The sequence below is a fragment of the Clostridium sp. UBA1056 genome (assembly GCA_002316385.1).
Taxonomy (GTDB): Bacteria; Bacillota; Clostridia; order Clostridiales; family Clostridiaceae; genus Clostridium_J.
Map to the genome: position 1 here is coordinate 1 of DCDL01000010.1, position 18,997 is coordinate 18,997.

The window sequence follows — 18,997 nt, forward strand, 5'->3', positions numbered from 1 at the left end:
ATTTATTTTCAGATGCCTAAGAAAAAACTTAAAACTATAAATAAATAGAATTTGAAATAAACTGTTTCAATCTTGTAATTATAAGAGTAGAAGAATCAAACTCATATAATTAGGGATTATACAGTTTTTTTATTGTCTCTTTGGAAAATCCGAATGATAAAATATAAAAATGAATATACAAAGATGGGAGTAATTTTTTTAAAAGTTACCATACTAAGTAGTATTACTGATAAAAAGGAAACAACATAATCAAAGGAGAGGAGTTTTATGGCTTATATAAATTTTAAGGAAGAAGTGTTTAAAGGAAAAGAAGAGCTACAGAAAAGAATAGAAAATAACAAGAAGTTATTTAGCCAAATAAAAAATGATAAAAGTAAAATTAGTATTGAGCCAGATGGAAAGTATAGCTTTAGAATCATTGAAGATAGAACTATAAATAATTCTAAAACTGAAAATGAAGGAGAGTTTTTAGAGATTGCTGATAAGAATATTGTATGTACTGAATTTATAAAATGTAAATTTTATAATATAAAATTTACGAATTGCACCTTTATAGCATGTAAATTTATAGAATGTGACTTTGGAGGTGGAGGAGTAATTTTTGAAAATTGTACTATGATTTTAGAAGAAATTAATAATGTACCATCTTTAAATAAGAGGGATAACTTATCATGTACATTCGAAAAATGTAAGTTATATTGTAAGTTTTTAAATTCTAATATTACTTATTTAATTATTGATGAATGTGAGCTTAAAGATACATCCTTTGAACTTACAGACATGTGCAATGTTATAATTATAAATTCTTATATGGAAAAGATTAATTTAATAGATGTGGATTTATCTGGTGGGAAGATAATATCAACCTATATTGAGGACTTAGAGTTTAATGATAAGACAAAAAGTAAATTGGACCCAAAAACATTCTTCGATAAAATTGAACCTAAGAAAAGAACTAAGGAGGAGTATGAAGGTATATATACTGTATATGCAACTATTGCAAATAAATTTAATGAAAATAATTTAAAAAACAATTTTGGAGAATATTATTATCTATGCAGGAATATGCAAAGGAGGAGTTTAAAAAAGGTATTACCTAAAATATCATCTTATATTTATTGGCTTACTTGTGGATATGGAGAGAGGTTGTTATTTCCATTGATAACCTCTTTAGTTTTAATGTTAATTTTTGCAGTTATGTATATTGTGTTTGGATACTCTTATGAAAAAGAAATAACTGCTTATTGGTGGGGTGTAGGATTACCAAAAAGTTTTAATGAATTTCTTAGCCAAGTTAATCAATGTATCAATATAAGTGTTGAAGTATTTACAGGTCTAGGTTCTGATAATGAAACACCAATACCATCTTCTTTTATAGTAGCAAATGCTGAGATGATAATTGGAGTAATCATGACAGGTGTTGGAATAGGTACTTTAACAAGAAAATTAATTAGATAAAAAGAGCTATCTCAAAATAAGATTGAAATTCATAGGTATTTTCATTTATTTTGAGATAGCTATTTTAATTGTAATTTATTTGATAAAAAGAATCCTCGTAGCTTTTGCTATAATAGTGCTATAACGTAAATAAGTTTATTACATAAAAATCAAATTTGTCGACTTAAAGTATGTAAAATATAACTAAAATTTGCATATAAAAATAAGTACTTTTATTTAAGTACTTATTTTTATATACAGATATTAATAATATTATAAAAGGTAAATAACGGTTTAAAGATTTAACATAATAAAACTATAAGCTCGATTCTTCATAAAATTTTTTGATTTGTAACAAAGGTTACATATCTATTATAGAAATCTAGTTATAATTAAGCTATAGTAAATATAGTATATTTTAAATTTAATTTTTAGAGTTTAATAAAAGTTATGATTATTTTATAAAAGCTTATTAATTGAGATTAAATAATAGATTTAGGAGGTTTTTTTATGAAGAGAAAAATAGTTAAAATCCATGAGGAAAAATGTAATGGTTGCGGATTATGTGTTACTGCATGTCATGAAAGAGCTATAGAATTAGTTAATGGAAAGGCAAAGCTCGTTAGCGATATATATTGTGATGGACTAGGGGACTGCTTACCTAATTGTCCTACATCAGCTATAGAAATTGTAGAAAGAGAAGCAGAAGAATATGATGATAATGCGGTAAAGGCAAGAATTTTAGAATTAGATGATAAAGTTGAAAATAAGGGTACTGATCATATAAATAGTATGAAGTCTAATATAAATGAAGAAAAAATTCCATGTGGATGTCCTGGAACCATGGCAAAATCCATTGAAAGAAAGCCAATAATTACTATGGAAACTATGCCTAAGAAAACAGCAACAATTTATGAAAATAACTCTCAGCTTATGCAGTGGCCAGTACAACTAAATTTGATAAATACTAGTGCACCATATCTAAAAAATGCTAATTTATTAGTGGCAGCAGATTGTACAGCCTATGCTTATGGAAATTTCCATAAAGATTTTATGAAGGATAAAATTACAGTGATAGGATGTCCAAAACTTGACGATAATGAGCATTACAAGAATAAACTAGCTGAAATACTTGAGAAGAATAATATAAAGAGTATAACTGTAGTTAGAATGGAGGTACCATGTTGTGCAGGAATAGTAGCTTCAGTTAAAGGAGCTATGCTTCAAGCACAAACTATAGTTCCTTATAGAGAAGTAATCATTGGAACTAGTGGAGAAATAATAGAAGACTAGAGAAAATATCTTATAATATTATTAAGATTTAGTGATAATTTATTAATAATTGATTATGCTGTTATAACTTAGTGATAATTTATAATATTACAAGATATAGAGCTATTTTAAAATTGATCAACGTATTTTATATAATGTTGAGCTGATTTTTAGATAGCTCTTTATTATTTATGAAAATGGTGCATAATAGCTAAGTTTATAATGGATTCTGTAAATATTATATATAATCTAAAAGAAAATTTTGATTGAAAAATATTATTCTTAGATTAGATATAAAAGCAATAGAAAGAGACGGTTACTTTATTTTATTTCCATCTTCATTAATATAAAACCAGTGATCATCTAATTTCACAGCTATAGGAGCATTATTTTCATAAGAGCATCTAATATCATCATATATGATATCTGTAAGTTTATTAGATGTTTTGTTAAAAAGTCCCCATTTCCCATCTTTACTTACTTTATATATATTATTATTGTAAGTTTCAATAATATCATATTCACATTTTAGTATTTCTTTTTGAGCTTTATCTATAATTCCCCATTTCCCACTTAAGCATGCTTGAAAAGTATTCCCCTGTTCATCAAGTCCATATACTTCATCATAAATAGGAGGAACTATCTCCATACCATTGGAAGTGATAATACCATATCTACCCAAGTTAGAAACTGTAGCAAGTCCATTGTGAAATGGTGATACTCCTGTATAATCTGTGTTAAGAACAATTTCCCCTTTTTTATTTATAAATGCATACTTAATATTTATATCTTCATCTAAATAAGAGGCAGGAAACATATCATTTTCAGAATTAAAATCTATGTTTTGAAACTTAGGTTCAAAGAGTAATTGACCTTTAGTATTTATAAGAGAAACTTTACCATCAATTGAGGCTGTAGTTACATAATCTTGATAGAAGGGCATTATATAGTCGTAGATAATAGGTATGACTATTTCTCCAGTTTTATTTATACATCCAGTCTTACCATTTAGGGATACATTAGCCAGTCCATTATAAAATGGAGTAGCAGTATTATAAATAGGCTCAATTACTATTTCATCCTTAATATTTATATATCCAAACTTACCATCTATGGATACAGGAGATAGTTCGTCATTAAAACTTAAAGAATTAGAATATTTAGGTTCTACTATAGTCTTTGTATCTAGATTTACAAAACCAAATTTTCTATTACATTCAAGGTAAATTATATATGAATTATTATCATGAAAAGGCATTACACCAGTGTATTTGGGCTCTACCTTAAAATTAGTGTCTAAATCTATAAATCCTTGATAATTATTTTCTGTGATTATAGCTATATTTTTATTATTATGGGTATATATTAAAATTGGATTTTGAGATATGAAATCAATTATTATGTTACCTTTAAAATCTACACAACCATAATTGTTATTTTGCTTAACACAAAGGAGGTTATCAGATATAATAGTAGCTTCTTCATAATTAAACGGAATTACCACATTATTTTTTTTATCAATGGCACCCCAAAGACCATTCTTTTTAACTAAAGCCATACCATTAGAAAAAGGATAAGCTTCTTCATAGGTTGGTGTTATTACTAGATTTTTTTCAGTATCAATAAAGCCATAGAGATTTCTGAGTTTAACCGAGGCCAAACCTTCATTAAATGTCGAAGCATCTTCATATTTAGCAGTATTATTACAGCCCTCTAGAAAAATACAAGAAATTAATAACAAAATCAGAAAAAATTTATTCAAAATATTCATAAATCCTCCTTAAAAAGTATTATCTGCTATATTTTAACATAGTATTTTCCACGAGTATACAAGATTTTAGACAAAAAAATAAAAATGCAGCATTAAGTCAAATACCGCATTTCAATTATATAATTAGGCTCTAAAGTCTATTTTCTTTTATTAGATATTTCAATATTTACTTTTCTCTTACCAAACATTTTTCCTTTAGAGTTTTCTAATATTACATTTACAAGACTGCTAGGTACATCAACAAAAGAAAATTTATCAAGAATATCAATTCTTCCAATTTCCTTACCTTTAACACCGGCAGTATTATCTAAGAATTCAATGACATCTTTAGCTCTAGCCTTATCAAGCTTACCAATAGATAAGAATAATCTTGTTGTATCATCTAGCTCTACAGTTTCTTCAGAGTAGTTACAGTTTAACTCTTTATCAAACATAAGTTTAAGTAAAGAAGCAGTAACATCTTCAGCACCGTACTCATTTATTAGTTCTTTAGCCATAGGTAAAAATGTGTTGTAAGAATCTTCTTGTAGTACATTTCCAATATTTTCAATTAAGCTTCCAGACTTAGCAGAGAATATATCAGCTAAAGTAGGAATGTCTTTTTTAACTATCTTACTTTTAGTATGATTTTCGATTTGTCTTATAAAGGAAACTTCTTTTCTAGAAGCAAAGCTATAAGCAATTCCTTCTTTATTAGCTCTACCAGTTCTTCCTATTCTATGAACATAAGACTCTATATCTTGTGGTAGGTCATAGTTTATAACGTGAGTAACATCCTCAACATCAATTCCACGAGCTGCAACATCAGTAGCTACAAGAAAATGTAGTTGACCGCTCTTGAATTTAGCTAAAGTATTCATTCTTTGGCTTTGTTTCATATCTCCGTGCATACCTTCAACACTATAGCCTTTGCTATGTAGTGCGTCAACTAGTTCATCTACACCTTTTTTAGTTTTACAGAACATTATTGTTGTAGTTGGATTATCTACGTCTAAAATTCTACAAAGTGAATCAAATTTATTAGATGGGTTAACTAAAAAGTATGATTGCTGTATTTTAGAAACAGTCATTGATTTTTTAGCTATTACAATATGCTGAGCATCTGCCTTCATATACTTCTTAGCAAGATTTTTTATTTGTCTTGGCATTGTGGCAGAGAATAAAAGTGTTTGTCTTTCCTCGTTTAAGTTTGATAGAATGCTTTCTATATCTTCTATAAATCCCATATTTAACATTTCGTCAGCTTCGTCTAAAACTAAGAATTTAACATTTTCAAGCTTTAATGTTCTTCTATTAATATGGTCTAATATTCTTCCAGGAGTTCCAACCACGATATCCACTCCTCTTTTTAGAGCAGCAAGCTGTCTGTCAAAGGATTGACCACCATAAATTGCAAGAATTTTATATTTTTCATACTTACATAATTTTGAAAGTTCTTCGCTAACTTGGATAGCTAACTCTCTTGTTGGAGCTAATATCAAAGTTTGGATAGCTCCACCCTTAGGGCCCATATTACTAAGGATAGGTGCTCCAAAGGCAAGGGTTTTACCAGTTCCTGTTTGCGCTTGACCTATTATATCGTAACCTTGTAAACTTACAGGAATGCTTTTTTCTTGTATATCGCTAGGATGCTCAAAGTTTAAGTCGTTTATAGACTTTAATATGGAATCCTTAAGTCCCAGTTCTTCAAATTTAGTTTTTATCATTCATATTCCTCTTCTCTTTTTTCTTTAAATACACCTAATAGTACCACAGTATATATATAATATCAATTGTAAACTAAAATTTTATAACTAGCTATATTTAGACATGATAAAAATTGTATAGGTGGAAATATAAAACTCTACTACATTTCTATAAAATCATATATTATAGTATGTGTAGATATAATTAATATTATAGGTATAATTAGATATATAGATTTTAAATTAAGGAGAATATATGAAAAAATTTTTATTTGATACCATGGAAACATATTTGGAAAATGGTCTTAGATTAATTACTATAAAAAAAGAAACCCAAATAGCTTCTTTAAATATAGGGGTTAAAGTTGGTGCAGTTTGTGAAAGCAAAAATGAGAGAGGTATATCTCATTTTATTGAACATATGCTTTTTAAAGGAACTGTACATAGAGATAATGAAAAATTAAATGGTGACTTAGAAAATTTAGGTGGAGAGTATAATGCCTATACAGATTATATGTCTACTGTTTTTACTACAACTACTTTAAATGAAGAACTAGATGAGGGGCTAGAACTACTTAGCGATTTACTCCAAAACCCTACTTTCCTAGATGAACATATAGAGAAGGAGAGAGGGGTAATTTTAGCAGAGTTAAGAAGTGGTAAGGATGATGTAGAAGATTTATCCTTCCAAAAAATTAATGATATGGCCTTTATCCATAGTCCTTTAAAGGTTGATGTAATAGGTAAAGAAGCTATTGTAAGGGCAATTAATAGAGAAGATTTAATGAGATACTATAGTAATTACTACGTTCCAAATAACACAGTAATTACAGTAGTATCTGCTTATGAACATGAATATGTAGTGGAGTTAGTTAAGAAATATTTTAAGGATTGGCAAGGTAAAGAAGTAGATAAACCTGCTCTAAGCTTTGAAAAGAATAAAGAGAAATTTAAAATTACCCATAGAGATAATATGGAGCAAAGTACAGTAATATATCTGTATGCTTTTAATGATTTAACTAAAAAGGAAGAATTAGCTTTAAGAATATTGAATCATAAATTTGGAGAAAGTTCTAACTCCATATTATTTAGAGAGCTTAGAGAGGAGCGTGGACTTGCCTATGATATATATACAAGTTTGGATCTAACTAATAGCCTAAAAACTCTCTATATCTATGCAGCGGTGGCTCCAGAGGATGTAGATGCCGCTATAAAAACTATAGATGATTGTATAGAAAGGATTAAAAAGGAAATAATTGTATTTGACTATAACACTATAAATTTAATGAAAAAGGTATTTAAGACTGCCATAGCTTCTACTTTAGAAGATTCATCGGATTTAGGGAATTATGTAGTACATCAAGCTATGGAAGATGAAAACTTATATCAATTTAATGAAGATATGGAGAACTTAAATGATATAGTCGCTCAAGATCTATATGAGGTAGCTAAAAAAGTGTTAAATAAGCCTACCATTCATGTACTTTTATGTGATAAGGAGTAAGAGGTTAAAATTTCTATAGATGATGGGAAGGAAGAGCAGTGAGTAAAGTAATTACCAAAATTGAGGCTCAAAAGAAGAAGGAAAATAGAGTAAACATATTTATAAATGGTGAATTTGCCTTTGGATGTAGCAGCGAATTAGTATATTATTATAATTTAACTAAGGGAAAAGAAATAGATATTGAAGAACTAAAAGAAGTTATAGTTGAAGATAATTATCTTACAGCAAAGTCAAAGGCGTTAAAGTATATTGAGAGAGCCTTAAAGAGTGAATTTCAGGTTAGAGAATTTTTACAAAAGAAAGAGTATGATGAAGACGCCATAGGTAGAGTTATAGAATTTTTAAAGGAATATAAATTTATTGATGATGAATATTATGCTAAGGCCTTTGCAACACAAAATATGAGAATCGAAGGCAAAGGTAACATTAAGTATAAACTTATAAAAAAGGGCATATCTGAGGATATAATAAATAGCATATTAAATGAAATTACTTCTGAGGATGAAGAAACAGTGGCTTTAAAGCTAGCTGAAAAAAAACTTAAGGTGCTATGTAAAAATGAAGGTAATATAAATAAAATTAAAAGTAAGCTTAATACTTTCTTAATATCTAAGGGATATAATTTTGATACAATAAAATCAGTAGTAAATAAATTAGAAATTAATGAAGATGAAAATAAGGAAGTATTTCTAAAAGGATATGAAGAAGAAAAAGAAAATCAATGGGATGAATTACTTAATCTTGCAGAAAAGAGATATGAACGCCTTAATAATTCAGAGAGAGATAGCCTTAAGGTAAAGAAAAAGTTACAGGATTTTCTTCTAAGAAAGGGCTACAGTTATAGTGATATCAAATCTGTTTTAAACAAAGTTATTCAAGGAGAAGATTCTTATTACTAAAACATAGGATATATGATAATAGAAAAAGGAGGGTCAGAATGGAATTTTTAGAAGGATATAATATAAATATTGTTTCATTAGTATTAGGAATAGCATTTATATGTCCTATATTAATGGGATTTACATTTAAATCAAAAAGTAAAAGCATGATAGTTACTCTTAAGGGGGTTTTAACATCCATAGCAATGGTATGCTCAATAATACTAACTACGGTGGTAGTGAAAGATGTATTTGTACTAGATAAGTATGGGTTAGTTCAATACATATCCTCTAAGATTTCACCATCCTTTGCTTTTCTCATTACTAAATCTAAACTATTTAATGGAATTATATTATTAGTTATATTTTTAGTGATTTATCAGCTGTTTAGGGTTCTTATAGAGTTTTTTTGTAGACTTGTTCTATATCCGGCTTCTGATGCTATTGATACCAGTATTAGAAATACAGGAAGAGGTACTAGATCTCTATTGGGAGGACTATTTCAAATTCCTAAGGCTATATGTTATGTGATAATATTAGCGGCTTTACTTAGCTATGCATCAATATTTTTAAAAAATGAAAATCTAGACAGTAAGTTAAGCTCATCTAATATATATAGTTATATTAATAAAAAAATCATAAGCCCTGTTACAAATTCTGAATTAGCTAAAAGCTTTCCAAATATATTAGAGAATTCATTTAAAGTAGTGGATGAGAAAAATAATGTAGTAGAGGACGTAAATGGATATCTACAGGGAATAATTATTTACAATGGGGTAACCTTAGATGAGGGAATTAAATCCAATAATGTTATAGATAATACTGCTTTAAATATAACTAGTAAATATAATAATGATTATGATAAAGCAAGAGCTATTTATAAATGGATAGGAAATAATATAGTCTATGACGATAATAAGGCTAAAGAGGTTATGGATAATACAGTGCCTACAGAGATTACCTCAGGAGCAATAAATACTTTTAATACAGGAAAAGGTGTATGCTTTGACTATGCATGTTTGTATGTTGCAATGTGCAGAGCAAATGGTATACCAGTTAGACTAATTGTAGGAGAAGGATATAATGGAGTGTCTTGGGTTAGCCACTCATGGAATGAAGTATATATAAAGGATATGGATAAGTGGGTAAATGTGGATCCAACCTTCTATGATGCAGGCAATTACTTTGATAATGATACATTTGATTCAGAACACAGAGGTAGAAAGATTGCTGGAGAATGGAAGTAGAGATTTAAGGCATCTTCACAAAATAGATAAGTCAGAATGCTCGTNNTATTTTGTGTTATCTGATGACTACCCGCTCTAATACTCCCATCTTTGACTTGTTATTTATTTTCAGATGCCTAAATATAAAAAACAAGCTTATAGGCTTGTTTTTTTATATTTAGCAAGTATAAGGGCTATGGCCTTTTCACATTCAACATCTGTATTATCTATGGACCAAGCTGTATTGAAATAATTTAGAGCTTTTTGATTTTCATCCATCATTACATAACAATAGGCAAGGTTAAAGTAATATTTACTTTCTTTTCTTAGATTTAATGCTCTATGAATAAGAGGGATTGCAGCCTTATAATTTTTTAACTTAATAAAACATACAGCAGAATTATAAAATGAAGGTGCTTCATATTCCTTTAACTCTGCAGATTTTTTATACATATCAATAGCATTTTTATAGTCCTTAAGTTTATATAAATCATTACCTTGTGCAAAATAATTCAAGGAAAAGACCTCCTAACTAGTACTTTATCTAAATGTTTTCCACTTTATCCTAGAATATACTATTAATATCTATAAATTTATGGAAATTTTATTTTAAACTTCATGTTGACAAAAAAATAATATTGTATATAATATTATAAAAGAGAAATATGTAATACTATAATAAATTGACTGTGATGAAGAGGAGTAAAGATATGAAATATTAAGAGAGGGAAACTCATAGGCTGAAAGGTTTTCTATAGGAAGTATTTTGAAGGTAGCTTCGGAGTTGCTTTAGCGAAATTAAGTAGCTAGAGACGGTGGTTCCTCATCGTTAAAAATAAGAGAGTCTTAAAAGTAATTTTGAGAAATAAAGGTGGTAACGCGCGCTGTCGTCCTTTGGGAAGATAGCGCTTTTTTTTATTAATTTTCATATTAATCTATAAGGTTATATTAATATGAAGAAACTTAAAAAAGAATTAAAATCAGACATCAGTTTATCTAAATTCTTAAATATTAAATTTATTTAGTATTTAAGATTATTGTAACTAGCAACTAAAAATAAAAAGATAAGTCATAGAAGGGTAGGTAATAACAATGGATGAAAACAACAATATAGCAAAGAATTATGATCCGAAAGAGTTTGAAGAAAGACTTTATAAGTGGTGGGAAGAAAGTGGGTTTTTTACTCCAGAAGTAGATGAAAATAAAAAGCCATATACAGTAATAATGCCACCACCAAATATTACAGGACAATTACACCTTGGTCACGCTTTAGATAATACTCTACAAGATATTCTTATAAGAACTAAGAGAATGCAAGGGTATAGTACACTATGGCTACCAGGCGAGGACCATGCAAGTATTGCAACAGAGGTAAGAGTAGAGAAAGCCTTACTTGCAAAAGGACTTAAGAAAAAAGAAATGGGAAGAGAGGCTTTTCTTGAGAAGGTTTGGGACTGGACAGAAGAATATAGAGAAAGAATAAAAACTCAGCTTAAAAAAATGGGTTGCTCTGCAGACTTTACAAGAGAAGCTTTTACTATGGATGAAAATTTAAGTAAAGCTGTTAGAGAAGTATTTGTTAAATTATATAATAATGGACTTATATATCAAGGAAATAGAATCACAAACTGGTGTCCTAAATGTATGACAGCTATTTCAGATGCAGAAATTGAATATGAGGAACAAGGAGGACATTTCTGGCATATTAACTATCCAGTAATAGATAGTGATGAAGTTGTTGAAATTGCTACAACAAGACCAGAAACTTTACTTGGAGATACTGCAGTAGCGGTTAATCCTAAGGATGAAAGATATGCTCACTTAGTTGGTAAGAAGCTTAGATTACCATTAGTAGATAGAGAAATTGAAGTTGTTGCAGATGACTATGTAGATATGGAATTTGGAACAGGTTGCGTTAAAATAACTCCAGCACATGATCCTAATGACTATCAGGTTGGTAAGAGACATAGCTTAGAAGAAGTTGTTGTTTTAGAAGAAAACGGAACTATATCTGAAGGTTATGGAAAATACTCAGGCCTTGATAGATATGAGGCTAGAAAGCTTATAGTAAAAGATTTAGAAGAGCAAGGATATTTAGTTAAGATTAAAGATCATAGTCATAATGTAGGAACTCATGATAGATGTGGATGTACTATTGAGCCAATGCTTTCTAAACAATGGTACGTAAAAATGGAATCTCTTGCAGCACCAGCAATTAAAGCAGTAAGAGAAAAAGAAATAAAATTTGTTCCTGAAAGATTTGAAAAGATATATTACAATTGGATGGAAAACATTCAAGATTGGTGTATTTCAAGACAGTTATGGTGGGGACATAGAATTCCAGTTTGGTACTGTAAAGATTGTGGAGAAATAATAGTTCAAACAGAGGCACCAACTTACTGCACTAAGTGTAACTCTACAAATTTAGATCAGGATAAAGATGTTTTAGATACTTGGTTTAGTTCAGCTTTATGGCCATTCTCAACTTTAGGTTGGCCAGATAACACAGCGGATTTAAAATATTTCTATCCAACAAGTACTTTAGTTACTGGTGGAGATATAATATTTTTCTGGGTTGCAAGGATGATATTCTCAGGAATATATAACATGGAAGAGGTGCCATTTGAAACAGTATTCTTCCATGGAATGGTTAGGGATGATCAAGGTAGAAAGATGTCTAAGTCACTAGACAATGGAGTTGATCCATTAGAGGTTATAGATAGCTATGGAGCAGATGCTTTAAGATTCTCTCTTGTTACTGGAAATGCTCCAGGAAGTGATATAAGGTTCTATGAATCAAGGGTTGAAGCAGCTAGAAACTTTGCAAATAAGATTTGGAATGCTTCAAGATTTGTTATGATGTATAATGATGAAGCACTTATAGAGAAATATAAAGATTGTAAGAACTATTCTGTAGCTGATAGATGGATATTGTCAAGAGTTAACAATATTGTTAAAGAAGTTACAGAGAATATAGAGAAATATGAAATTGGTATAGCTCTTCAAAAGGTCCATGACTTTATGTGGACTGAGTTCTGTGATTGGTATATAGAAATTGCGAAACCATCATTATATAGCGATAATGAGGAAACTAAGGGAGTAGCCCTAAATGTTCTTCATAAGGTTTTAGTTTCTGGATTAAAACTACTTCACCCAGTAATGCCATTTATAACAGAAGAGATATATACTCATTTAACTAAGGAAAGTGAATCTATAACTATAGCTAAATGGCCAGAATATGAAGCAGACCTTGATGATAAGAAGGCAGAAGAATATATGAACTATATTATAGATGCTATAAGAAATACAAGAAATGCCAGAATAGAGATGAATGTTCCACCTTCAAGAAAAGCTAAGACTTACATTTATGCAACTGAAGCAGCAGAAGCTTTTAAGGAAGGAAAAGTATACTTTGAAAAGTTAGCATCTGCTAGTGAAGTTATAATACTAAATTCTAGAGAAGAAGCACCAGAGAATATAGTTTCAGTAGTTTCTAAAGGAGCAGAGATATATATGCCACTTTTAGAACTAGTAGATGTAGAAAAAGAGCTTGAAAGGTTAAATAAAGAAAAAGCTAAACTACAAGGAGAAATAGAAAGGGTTGAGAAGAAACTTGCTAATGAGAGGTTCGTTTCTAAAGCTCCAGCTGAAGTTGTAGAAGAAGAAAAAGCTAAAGGTGAAAAATACAGAGAAATGTACAATTCAGTATTAGAAAGTATAGAGAAGTTACAATAATATAACTTATAAAACTATATTGAAAAGTAAAGCTTAATATTGGTTAATAATTAAAGATTAGGATGTCTAAAGGCTTATAAACTATATATCGATAGTTTATGCTTTTAGATATCCTTTTTGTGTAATATTAAAACATATAGGTGAATTTATAAATAGGAGACTACTTAAAAAGTTAACATTTTAGAATGTTTCATAGATAAATATATGTATATGAAGCATTTTAAATAGGAAGCTATTTAAAATTTTATATAGTTGCTTCATTACTTAAGAATTATAGGAAGTGTCTTTGAAATAGTTTTATAATAAGTCATGATAGGATATAAGGATTATAAGATGTACTGTTATTATTGTTAATTAGTATAAAAATATATAATGATAAAAATAAGAAAATTAGAATAAGTTGCAATATATTGAAAATTATTAGTATACCATAGTTGAGTATACATATGTAATGATGTAGAATAGGATATGAAATCAGAATTCAGGAGGCTTATTATGAATTATACTGAAGCTATTAATTATATAAAAGATACAGCTAAGTTTGGAAGCAAATTAGGCTTAGAAAGAACAGAGAAGATATTAGAGGTCCTTGGGGATCCGCATAAAAAAATAAAAACTATTCACGTGGCAGGAACTAATGGTAAAGGTTCAACCACAGCAATGATTACAAACATACTAGTACATAGCGGCTATAAAGTAGGATGCTATATATCGCCTTACATAGAAGAGTTTGAAGAGCGTATACAAATAAATAATAGTAACATTCCTAAAGAAGACTTAGCAAGTATAGTTACAGAGGTTTCAAGGGCAGTTGAAGAAGTAACTAATTTGGGTTATGGTAATCCTACTGAATTTGAAATAATAACTTGTGCTGGATTTTTATATTTTTATAAGATGAAAGCTGATTTTGTAGTGGTAGAGGTAGGCCTTGGAGGAAGGTTAGATTCTACTAATGTTATAGAACCAATTCTCTCTATAATTGGTTCTATAAGTTACGATCACATGCATATTTTAGGAAACACTTTAGAAGAGATTGCCTTTGAAAAAGGTGGAATTATAAAAAATAATACTCCAGTAGTTTTATATCCACAGGAAGCTAAAGTAGCTAAAGTTATAGAGAATATTTGCAATGAAAAGGCAGCACCAATTATGAAGGTTAAAAGAGAAAATGTATCAATGATTGAAGTCGGAGATTGCAAAGAAAAAGTTGTAGTCCAAAAATTAAAAGTTACAACTGAGAAGGACTCTTATGATGTTAAATTATTACTTTTAGGAACATATCAGGTTCAAAATTGTAATGTAGTTATAAATAGTTGTGAGGTTTTAATGAGCCTTGGAGTTAATATTACAAAGGAAAGCATATTAAGCGGTTTATCTCAAGTTAAATGGCCAGGAAGATTAGAAATTATGAGAAGAAATCCTTTGGTGGTCATTGATGGAGCTCATAATATTGATGGTATAAAGAAGTTAACTGAAAGTATAGATATTTACTTTAATTACAAAAAGTTAGTTTTAATAATAGGAATTTTGGCAGACAAACAAGTAGATGAAATGATAAATATAATATGTCCTAAGGCTGAAAAGATTATAGCTGTAACACCACATAGTGAAAGATCCGAACTATGTGAAGATTTAAAGGAGAAGATTAATCTTTGTAATAGAGAATGTGAAGCTATTATGGACTATGAAGAAGCTTATGATAAAGCACTTTCTTATTGTGATGAAGATACTTTGTTAGTTGTATCGGGTTCTCTTTATATGGTAGGAGATATGAGAAAAATAATAAGATCTCATATATAATAAAAATATATTAAAGTTGTAGCAAATTTTTTCGTAGCAGATTAGAAGATTCCTTCATAGTATAATGTGAGGAGGGATTCCAATGAGGTACTTATATATTTGTAATACAACTCAGGATAGCATTAACAAAGTGAATATAGAAAAGTTTGCAGTAGAAGATGTTATAAAGTTAACAGGAGTTAATGAAAATAAAATAGGTCCTCATGGATTATGTATGCAGGGAGATCTATTATTTACTTCAAATTGCTATGATGGCTCAGTATCTATAGTCAATTTAAATGACTTAAAATCTAGTAGCTATTATTTAGGAAGAAATTGCAGAGATATTTGCTCCCTAGGAAATCACTTATATATTATTTGTGGGGATTCAAATAATGTAGTAACCTTTGATTTAAACAAAAAGGAAATAATAGAGATTATTCCTTGTGGAGATTCTCCCCATAGTATTGATTGCTGTAACCATAGCAATGAAATAGTTATAGCTAATAATGGAGATGATACAATCACTTTATTTGATTCATTATATGGTAGTGATATTAAAAACATAAAGGTGGGACCAGCACCAACAAAAGCTTTATTTACTATAAATGGAGATTATATTCTTGTTTGTGAAAGTAGCGCAGGAAGCTTAGATAAGGGATGTATAAGTGTTATATCAAGTAAAAGTCATAAAGTAATACATAGATTATCAGTTGGAAACTGTCCTTTCGATATGTATTGCGATGAAAAATATTGCTATGTATCTAATTATGGAGACGGAACTATATCTATTATTGATATCATAAATTTTAGAAATATAAAAAGTATAAGAACTGGTGGTATGCCTAGGGGAATAATTAGTGATGAAAAGTATATCTATGTAGGGGATAGCTACAATGATCTAATAATAAGGATTAATAGAAATAATGATCACGAAAAATTAATCATCCCTTTAAAGGGTCAGCCTACAGGGATGATTATAGAGTAAAATGCTTAGGTAAATACAAATACTAGGCTTATTAGGTCTTTAATAAACTATTCAGTTAAAACTTTAATAATTTTAGTATATAAGTCAGAAGGGTTAGCTTTCCATTTAGAGCATAACTCTCTGGCTTGTTTATTTGATGCCACTGTTACCTTAATTTCCATAAGAGGAATATTATTTTCAGAAGCACCTAGACTAACTACGTAACTGTTGGAATTTTCGATGGTGTAATCAGCTGAAATAGTAGCCTCTTTTTTTATTAAGTTCATTTTTCCATCAATGTAGGAGTCTAATTTACTTAAATCATCCTTAGATAATCTATTTTTAAACAAGGATAGAACTTCCTTACCTTTATTAGATATTACCAATCTATCCTTATCTTTATAATTAACTTTATTCACTAATTGAGATGAGATTAATTCATCTATATATTCTTGAAGGGTGAAATAGTTAATAAAATTATTTTCAAGGACAATTTCTGTAAGTTGTATGTTTGAGATAGGTAAATCAACTTTATCTATTATGTGCAATAGTAGAAGCTTGTGTTCTGCCAAGTTCAAAGAATTATCAAACATAAAATAACCTCCTTTAAACCATGTACATTTATACATATTTATTATATTAAATTATAACATATATTTATTGAATATGAATTAAGTTTACATGATACAGTATAGCATATAATGCCGTGTTCTGAATATAATTTTATAGAAAGTAAGATTATAGATAGAGAGGAAATATGGAAAGAACTAATAGAGTTAAAATAAAAGTAACAACTTACTTGGCATTGTTAATAATAACAGTATGTGTAGGTATTATGGGCCGTGTATTTTATAAGGAAGCATTTGCTCCGACAAATAAAAAGTTGCCTATCTACTCAGTAGATACAAAAGAAAAGAAGATAGCTATAACCTTTGATGTTAATTGGGGAGATGACAAAACCAATGAAATACTAGATATCCTTGATAAGTATAATGCAAAAGCCACATTCTATATTATAGGATTATGGTGTGATGATTATCCAGAGAAAGTAAAGGAAATTACCAAGAGAGGCCATGAAATAGGTAATCACTCTAACAAACATCCTGATTATACCACTATGACAAAGGAGAATATAATAAAGGATTTAGAAATAGCTAATGCAAAAATACTTGGTTTAACTGGTGAATCACCTAAAACCTTTAGATTTCCTTCAGGAGCATATAATGATGCGTCTATGGAAGCGATAGAGAGTGCAGGAATAAAAGCTATACAATGGGATGCAGATAGTATTGATTGGAAGGCAAATGGAGCAGATATAGAATATGAAAGAATAGTATCAAAGGCTAAAGAAGGTTCTATACTATTATTTCATAATGATGGAAAATATACTCCACAAAACTTACCAAGAATAATTGAGAAGTATCAATCTATGGGATATGAATTTGTTAAGGTTTCCGACTTAATATATAGTGAAAATTATTATTTAGATCATACAGGAAAGCAAATACTAAATAGGGATTAGATGTTACATGAAGTTCAATTTAAGTAGAGTTAATACGAGTGATTAGAAATAGTAAATAGTATCTTAAAAAAATAAATCATAAAAAGTTGGTTTTTAGTTCAGAATTACATGAATATACAATTATTTAATAACGTATTATTAAATATATTATTAAATAATTAAAAAATATGAATTTTTTCAAATTATATGTTGTAAAATTTAGGCAATTATTCTATAATTAACTCACGGGGGTAATGTAAATAGAACTATAAGAAAAATGTATGATTTTTACTATAAATAGGAATATTTTTATTTATTAAGAATATAGATTATAGTAAATTTTACTAAAAAACCAAGGGAGAGAGGGGTTACCATGGATAATAATATTTTTAATAACAAAATCTACTTAGAAGGAAAAGTTATTTCAGATTTAGAGTTTAGCCATGAAATGTATGGTGAAGGATTTTACAATTTTGAATTTGAGGTTTCGAGACTTAGCGATACTTCAGACATACTGGTGATTACAGTATCAGAAAGATTAATTGCAGGAATAGATGTAAGCATTGGAAGTGAGCTTGTGATAGATGGGCAGCTTAGATCATACAACAAGTTTGTAGATGGTGCCAATAGACTTATACTAACTGTATTTGCAAGGGATATTCGCCAACTTGAGGAAAGAGGAAAGAATCCAAATCAAATTTTCTTAGATGGATATATTTGCAAGGCACCCGTTTACAGAACGACTCCATTTGGCAGAGAAATAGCAGACATGCTATTAGCTGTTAATAGATTGTATAATAAATCGGATTATATTCCTACTATCGCTTGGGGAAGAAACTCTAGATTTTGTAAGAGTTTAGAAGTAGGAGATAATATTAGGGTTTGGGGAAGACTACAAAGTAGAGAGTATCAAAAGAAAATCACAGCCACAGAAGTGGTTAGAAAGATTGCCTATGAGGTTTCAATCTCTAAAATGGAAAGAGTTACTGATGAAAATAGAGATAGCATTACTATTATAGGCAAAGTGAACAATGATGAAGTCACAGATGAAAGCAATAATGTGCAAAAAGATGGTTTAGATGATACTGAGAATAAAGAAGTTATTTAATAAAATAAATTACTTAAAAAGCTATCATGAAGAAGTTCTTCATGATAGCTTTTAACTTGTTTTTTATTTAGGCATCTTCAAAAAATAAATAAGTCAGAATGCTCGTATATTTTGTGTTATCTGATGACTACCCG

General features: G+C 29.1%; 14 protein-coding genes and 1 other annotated feature. Of the genes, 10 read left to right on the forward strand and 4 right to left on the reverse strand.

Annotation, left to right across the window (positions count from 1 at the left end):
* The first annotated feature begins 267 nt into the window (after window positions 1–267).
* Together B3W71_RS03475 and B3W71_RS03480 are read left to right on the forward strand one after the other, a co-directional pair.
* Window positions 268–1,458 (forward strand): pentapeptide repeat-containing protein, encoded by a 1,191-nt coding sequence (locus tag B3W71_RS03475; protein WP_346887554.1) that lies wholly within the window; start codon window positions 268–270, stop codon window positions 1,456–1,458.
* 489 nt (window positions 1,459–1,947) lie between these two features.
* Window positions 1,948–2,730 (forward strand): 4Fe-4S dicluster domain-containing protein, encoded by a 783-nt coding sequence (locus B3W71_RS03480; protein ID WP_346887555.1) that lies wholly within the window; start codon window positions 1,948–1,950, stop codon window positions 2,728–2,730.
* A 295-nt stretch (window positions 2,731–3,025) separates the two neighbouring features.
* On the opposite strand, the gene B3W71_RS03485 is transcribed toward B3W71_RS03480, so the two are convergent.
* Together B3W71_RS03485 and B3W71_RS03490 are read right to left on the reverse strand one after the other, a co-directional pair.
* Window positions 3,026–4,480 (reverse strand): WG repeat-containing protein, encoded by a 1,455-nt coding sequence (locus B3W71_RS03485; protein ID WP_346887556.1) that lies wholly within the window; start codon window positions 4,478–4,480, stop codon window positions 3,026–3,028.
* Window positions 4,481–4,617: 137 nt separating this feature from the next.
* Window positions 4,618–6,186 (reverse strand): DEAD/DEAH box helicase, encoded by a 1,569-nt coding sequence (locus B3W71_RS03490; RefSeq protein WP_346887557.1) that lies wholly within the window; start codon window positions 6,184–6,186, stop codon window positions 4,618–4,620.
* Window positions 6,187–6,421: 235 nt separating this feature from the next.
* Between B3W71_RS03490 and B3W71_RS03495 the strand changes: the two genes are divergently transcribed.
* Genes B3W71_RS03495 through B3W71_RS03505 form a run of 3 tightly spaced genes read left to right on the forward strand, consistent with a single transcriptional unit; the run spans window position 6,422 to window position 9,794 of the window.
* Entirely contained in the window at window positions 6,422–7,669 is a 1,248-nt protein-coding gene (locus B3W71_RS03495; RefSeq protein ID WP_346887558.1) for a pitrilysin family protein, read from the forward strand.
* A gap of 38 nt (window positions 7,670–7,707) precedes the next feature.
* Window positions 7,708–8,568 (forward strand): recombination regulator RecX, encoded by an 861-nt coding sequence (gene recX / locus B3W71_RS03500; protein ID WP_346887559.1) that lies wholly within the window; start codon window positions 7,708–7,710, stop codon window positions 8,566–8,568.
* A 38-nt stretch (window positions 8,569–8,606) separates the two neighbouring features.
* On the forward strand, window positions 8,607–9,794 hold the full coding sequence (locus tag B3W71_RS03505) for a transglutaminase-like domain-containing protein (RefSeq protein ID WP_346887560.1): 1,188 nt from the start codon (window positions 8,607–8,609) through the stop codon (window positions 9,792–9,794).
* A 135-nt stretch (window positions 9,795–9,929) separates the two neighbouring features.
* On the opposite strand, the gene B3W71_RS03510 is transcribed toward B3W71_RS03505, so the two are convergent.
* Window positions 9,930–10,289: a hypothetical protein gene (locus B3W71_RS03510; protein ID WP_346887561.1), complete on the reverse strand. Its 360-nt coding sequence runs from the start codon at window positions 10,287–10,289 to the stop codon at window positions 9,930–9,932.
* Between the two features lie 164 nt (window positions 10,290–10,453).
* Window positions 10,454–10,671: a binding site (T-box leader), on the forward strand.
* Window positions 10,672–10,865: 194 nt separating this feature from the next.
* Here B3W71_RS03510 and B3W71_RS03515 point away from each other — a divergent pair.
* The 3 genes from B3W71_RS03515 (at window position 10,866) to B3W71_RS03525 (ending at window position 16,275) form a co-directional block, all read left to right on the forward strand.
* Window positions 10,866–13,508 carry a valine--tRNA ligase gene (locus tag B3W71_RS03515; RefSeq protein ID WP_346887562.1) on the forward strand — a complete coding sequence of 881 codons (2,643 nt, stop codon included), beginning with the start codon at window positions 10,866–10,868 and terminating at the stop codon, window positions 13,506–13,508.
* Window positions 13,509–14,003: 495 nt separating this feature from the next.
* The gene (locus tag B3W71_RS03520; protein ID WP_346887563.1) at window positions 14,004–15,308 is read left to right on the forward strand and encodes a folylpolyglutamate synthase/dihydrofolate synthase family protein; all 1,305 of its coding nucleotides are present in this window, start codon (window positions 14,004–14,006) and stop codon (window positions 15,306–15,308) included.
* 82 nt (window positions 15,309–15,390) lie between these two features.
* Complete coding sequence (locus B3W71_RS03525) at window positions 15,391–16,275, forward strand: YncE family protein (protein ID WP_346887564.1); 885 nt, start codon at window positions 15,391–15,393, stop codon at window positions 16,273–16,275.
* Window positions 16,276–16,322: 47 nt separating this feature from the next.
* Here the strand turns inward: B3W71_RS03525 and B3W71_RS03530 are convergent, their stop codons facing one another.
* Window positions 16,323–16,847, reverse strand: a complete 525-nt coding sequence (locus tag B3W71_RS03530; protein ID WP_346887565.1) for a DUF4364 family protein — start codon at window positions 16,845–16,847, stop codon at window positions 16,323–16,325.
* Between the two features lie 164 nt (window positions 16,848–17,011).
* On the opposite strand from B3W71_RS03530, the gene pdaB reads away from it, so the two are divergent.
* Window positions 17,012–17,776 carry a polysaccharide deacetylase family sporulation protein PdaB gene (pdaB, locus tag B3W71_RS03535; RefSeq protein ID WP_346887566.1) on the forward strand — a complete coding sequence of 255 codons (765 nt, stop codon included), beginning with the start codon at window positions 17,012–17,014 and terminating at the stop codon, window positions 17,774–17,776.
* A 352-nt stretch (window positions 17,777–18,128) separates the two neighbouring features.
* Window positions 18,129–18,863, forward strand: coding sequence for a single-stranded DNA-binding protein (locus tag B3W71_RS03540; protein ID WP_346887567.1), 735 nt, complete (start codon window positions 18,129–18,131; stop codon window positions 18,861–18,863).
* The last annotated feature ends 134 nt before the right edge of the window (window positions 18,864–18,997 follow it).

Excerpts from the sequence above, each read along its gene's own strand:
- B3W71_RS03475 (WP_346887554.1), top strand. The coding sequence starts at position 268 with ATGGCTTATATAAATTTTAAGGAAGAAGTGTTTAAAGGAAAAGAAGAG.
- B3W71_RS03480 (WP_346887555.1), top strand. The coding sequence starts at position 1,948 with ATGAAGAGAAAAATAGTTAAAATCCATGAGGAAAAATGTAATGGTTGC.
- B3W71_RS03485 (WP_346887556.1), bottom strand. The coding sequence starts at position 4,480 with ATGAATATTTTGAATAAATTTTTTCTGATTTTGTTATTAATTTCTTGT.
- B3W71_RS03490 (WP_346887557.1), bottom strand. The coding sequence starts at position 6,186 with ATGATAAAAACTAAATTTGAAGAACTGGGACTTAAGGATTCCATATTA.
- B3W71_RS03495 (WP_346887558.1), top strand. The coding sequence starts at position 6,422 with ATGAAAAAATTTTTATTTGATACCATGGAAACATATTTGGAAAATGGT.
- B3W71_RS03505 (WP_346887560.1), top strand. The coding sequence starts at position 8,607 with ATGGAATTTTTAGAAGGATATAATATAAATATTGTTTCATTAGTATTA.
- B3W71_RS03515 (WP_346887562.1), top strand. The coding sequence starts at position 10,866 with ATGGATGAAAACAACAATATAGCAAAGAATTATGATCCGAAAGAGTTT.
- B3W71_RS03520 (WP_346887563.1), top strand. The coding sequence starts at position 14,004 with ATGAATTATACTGAAGCTATTAATTATATAAAAGATACAGCTAAGTTT.
- B3W71_RS03525 (WP_346887564.1), top strand. The coding sequence starts at position 15,391 with ATGAGGTACTTATATATTTGTAATACAACTCAGGATAGCATTAACAAA.
- B3W71_RS03530 (WP_346887565.1), bottom strand. The coding sequence starts at position 16,847 with ATGTTTGATAATTCTTTGAACTTGGCAGAACACAAGCTTCTACTATTG.
- pdaB (WP_346887566.1), top strand. The coding sequence starts at position 17,012 with ATGGAAAGAACTAATAGAGTTAAAATAAAAGTAACAACTTACTTGGCA.
- B3W71_RS03540 (WP_346887567.1), top strand. The coding sequence starts at position 18,129 with ATGGATAATAATATTTTTAATAACAAAATCTACTTAGAAGGAAAAGTT.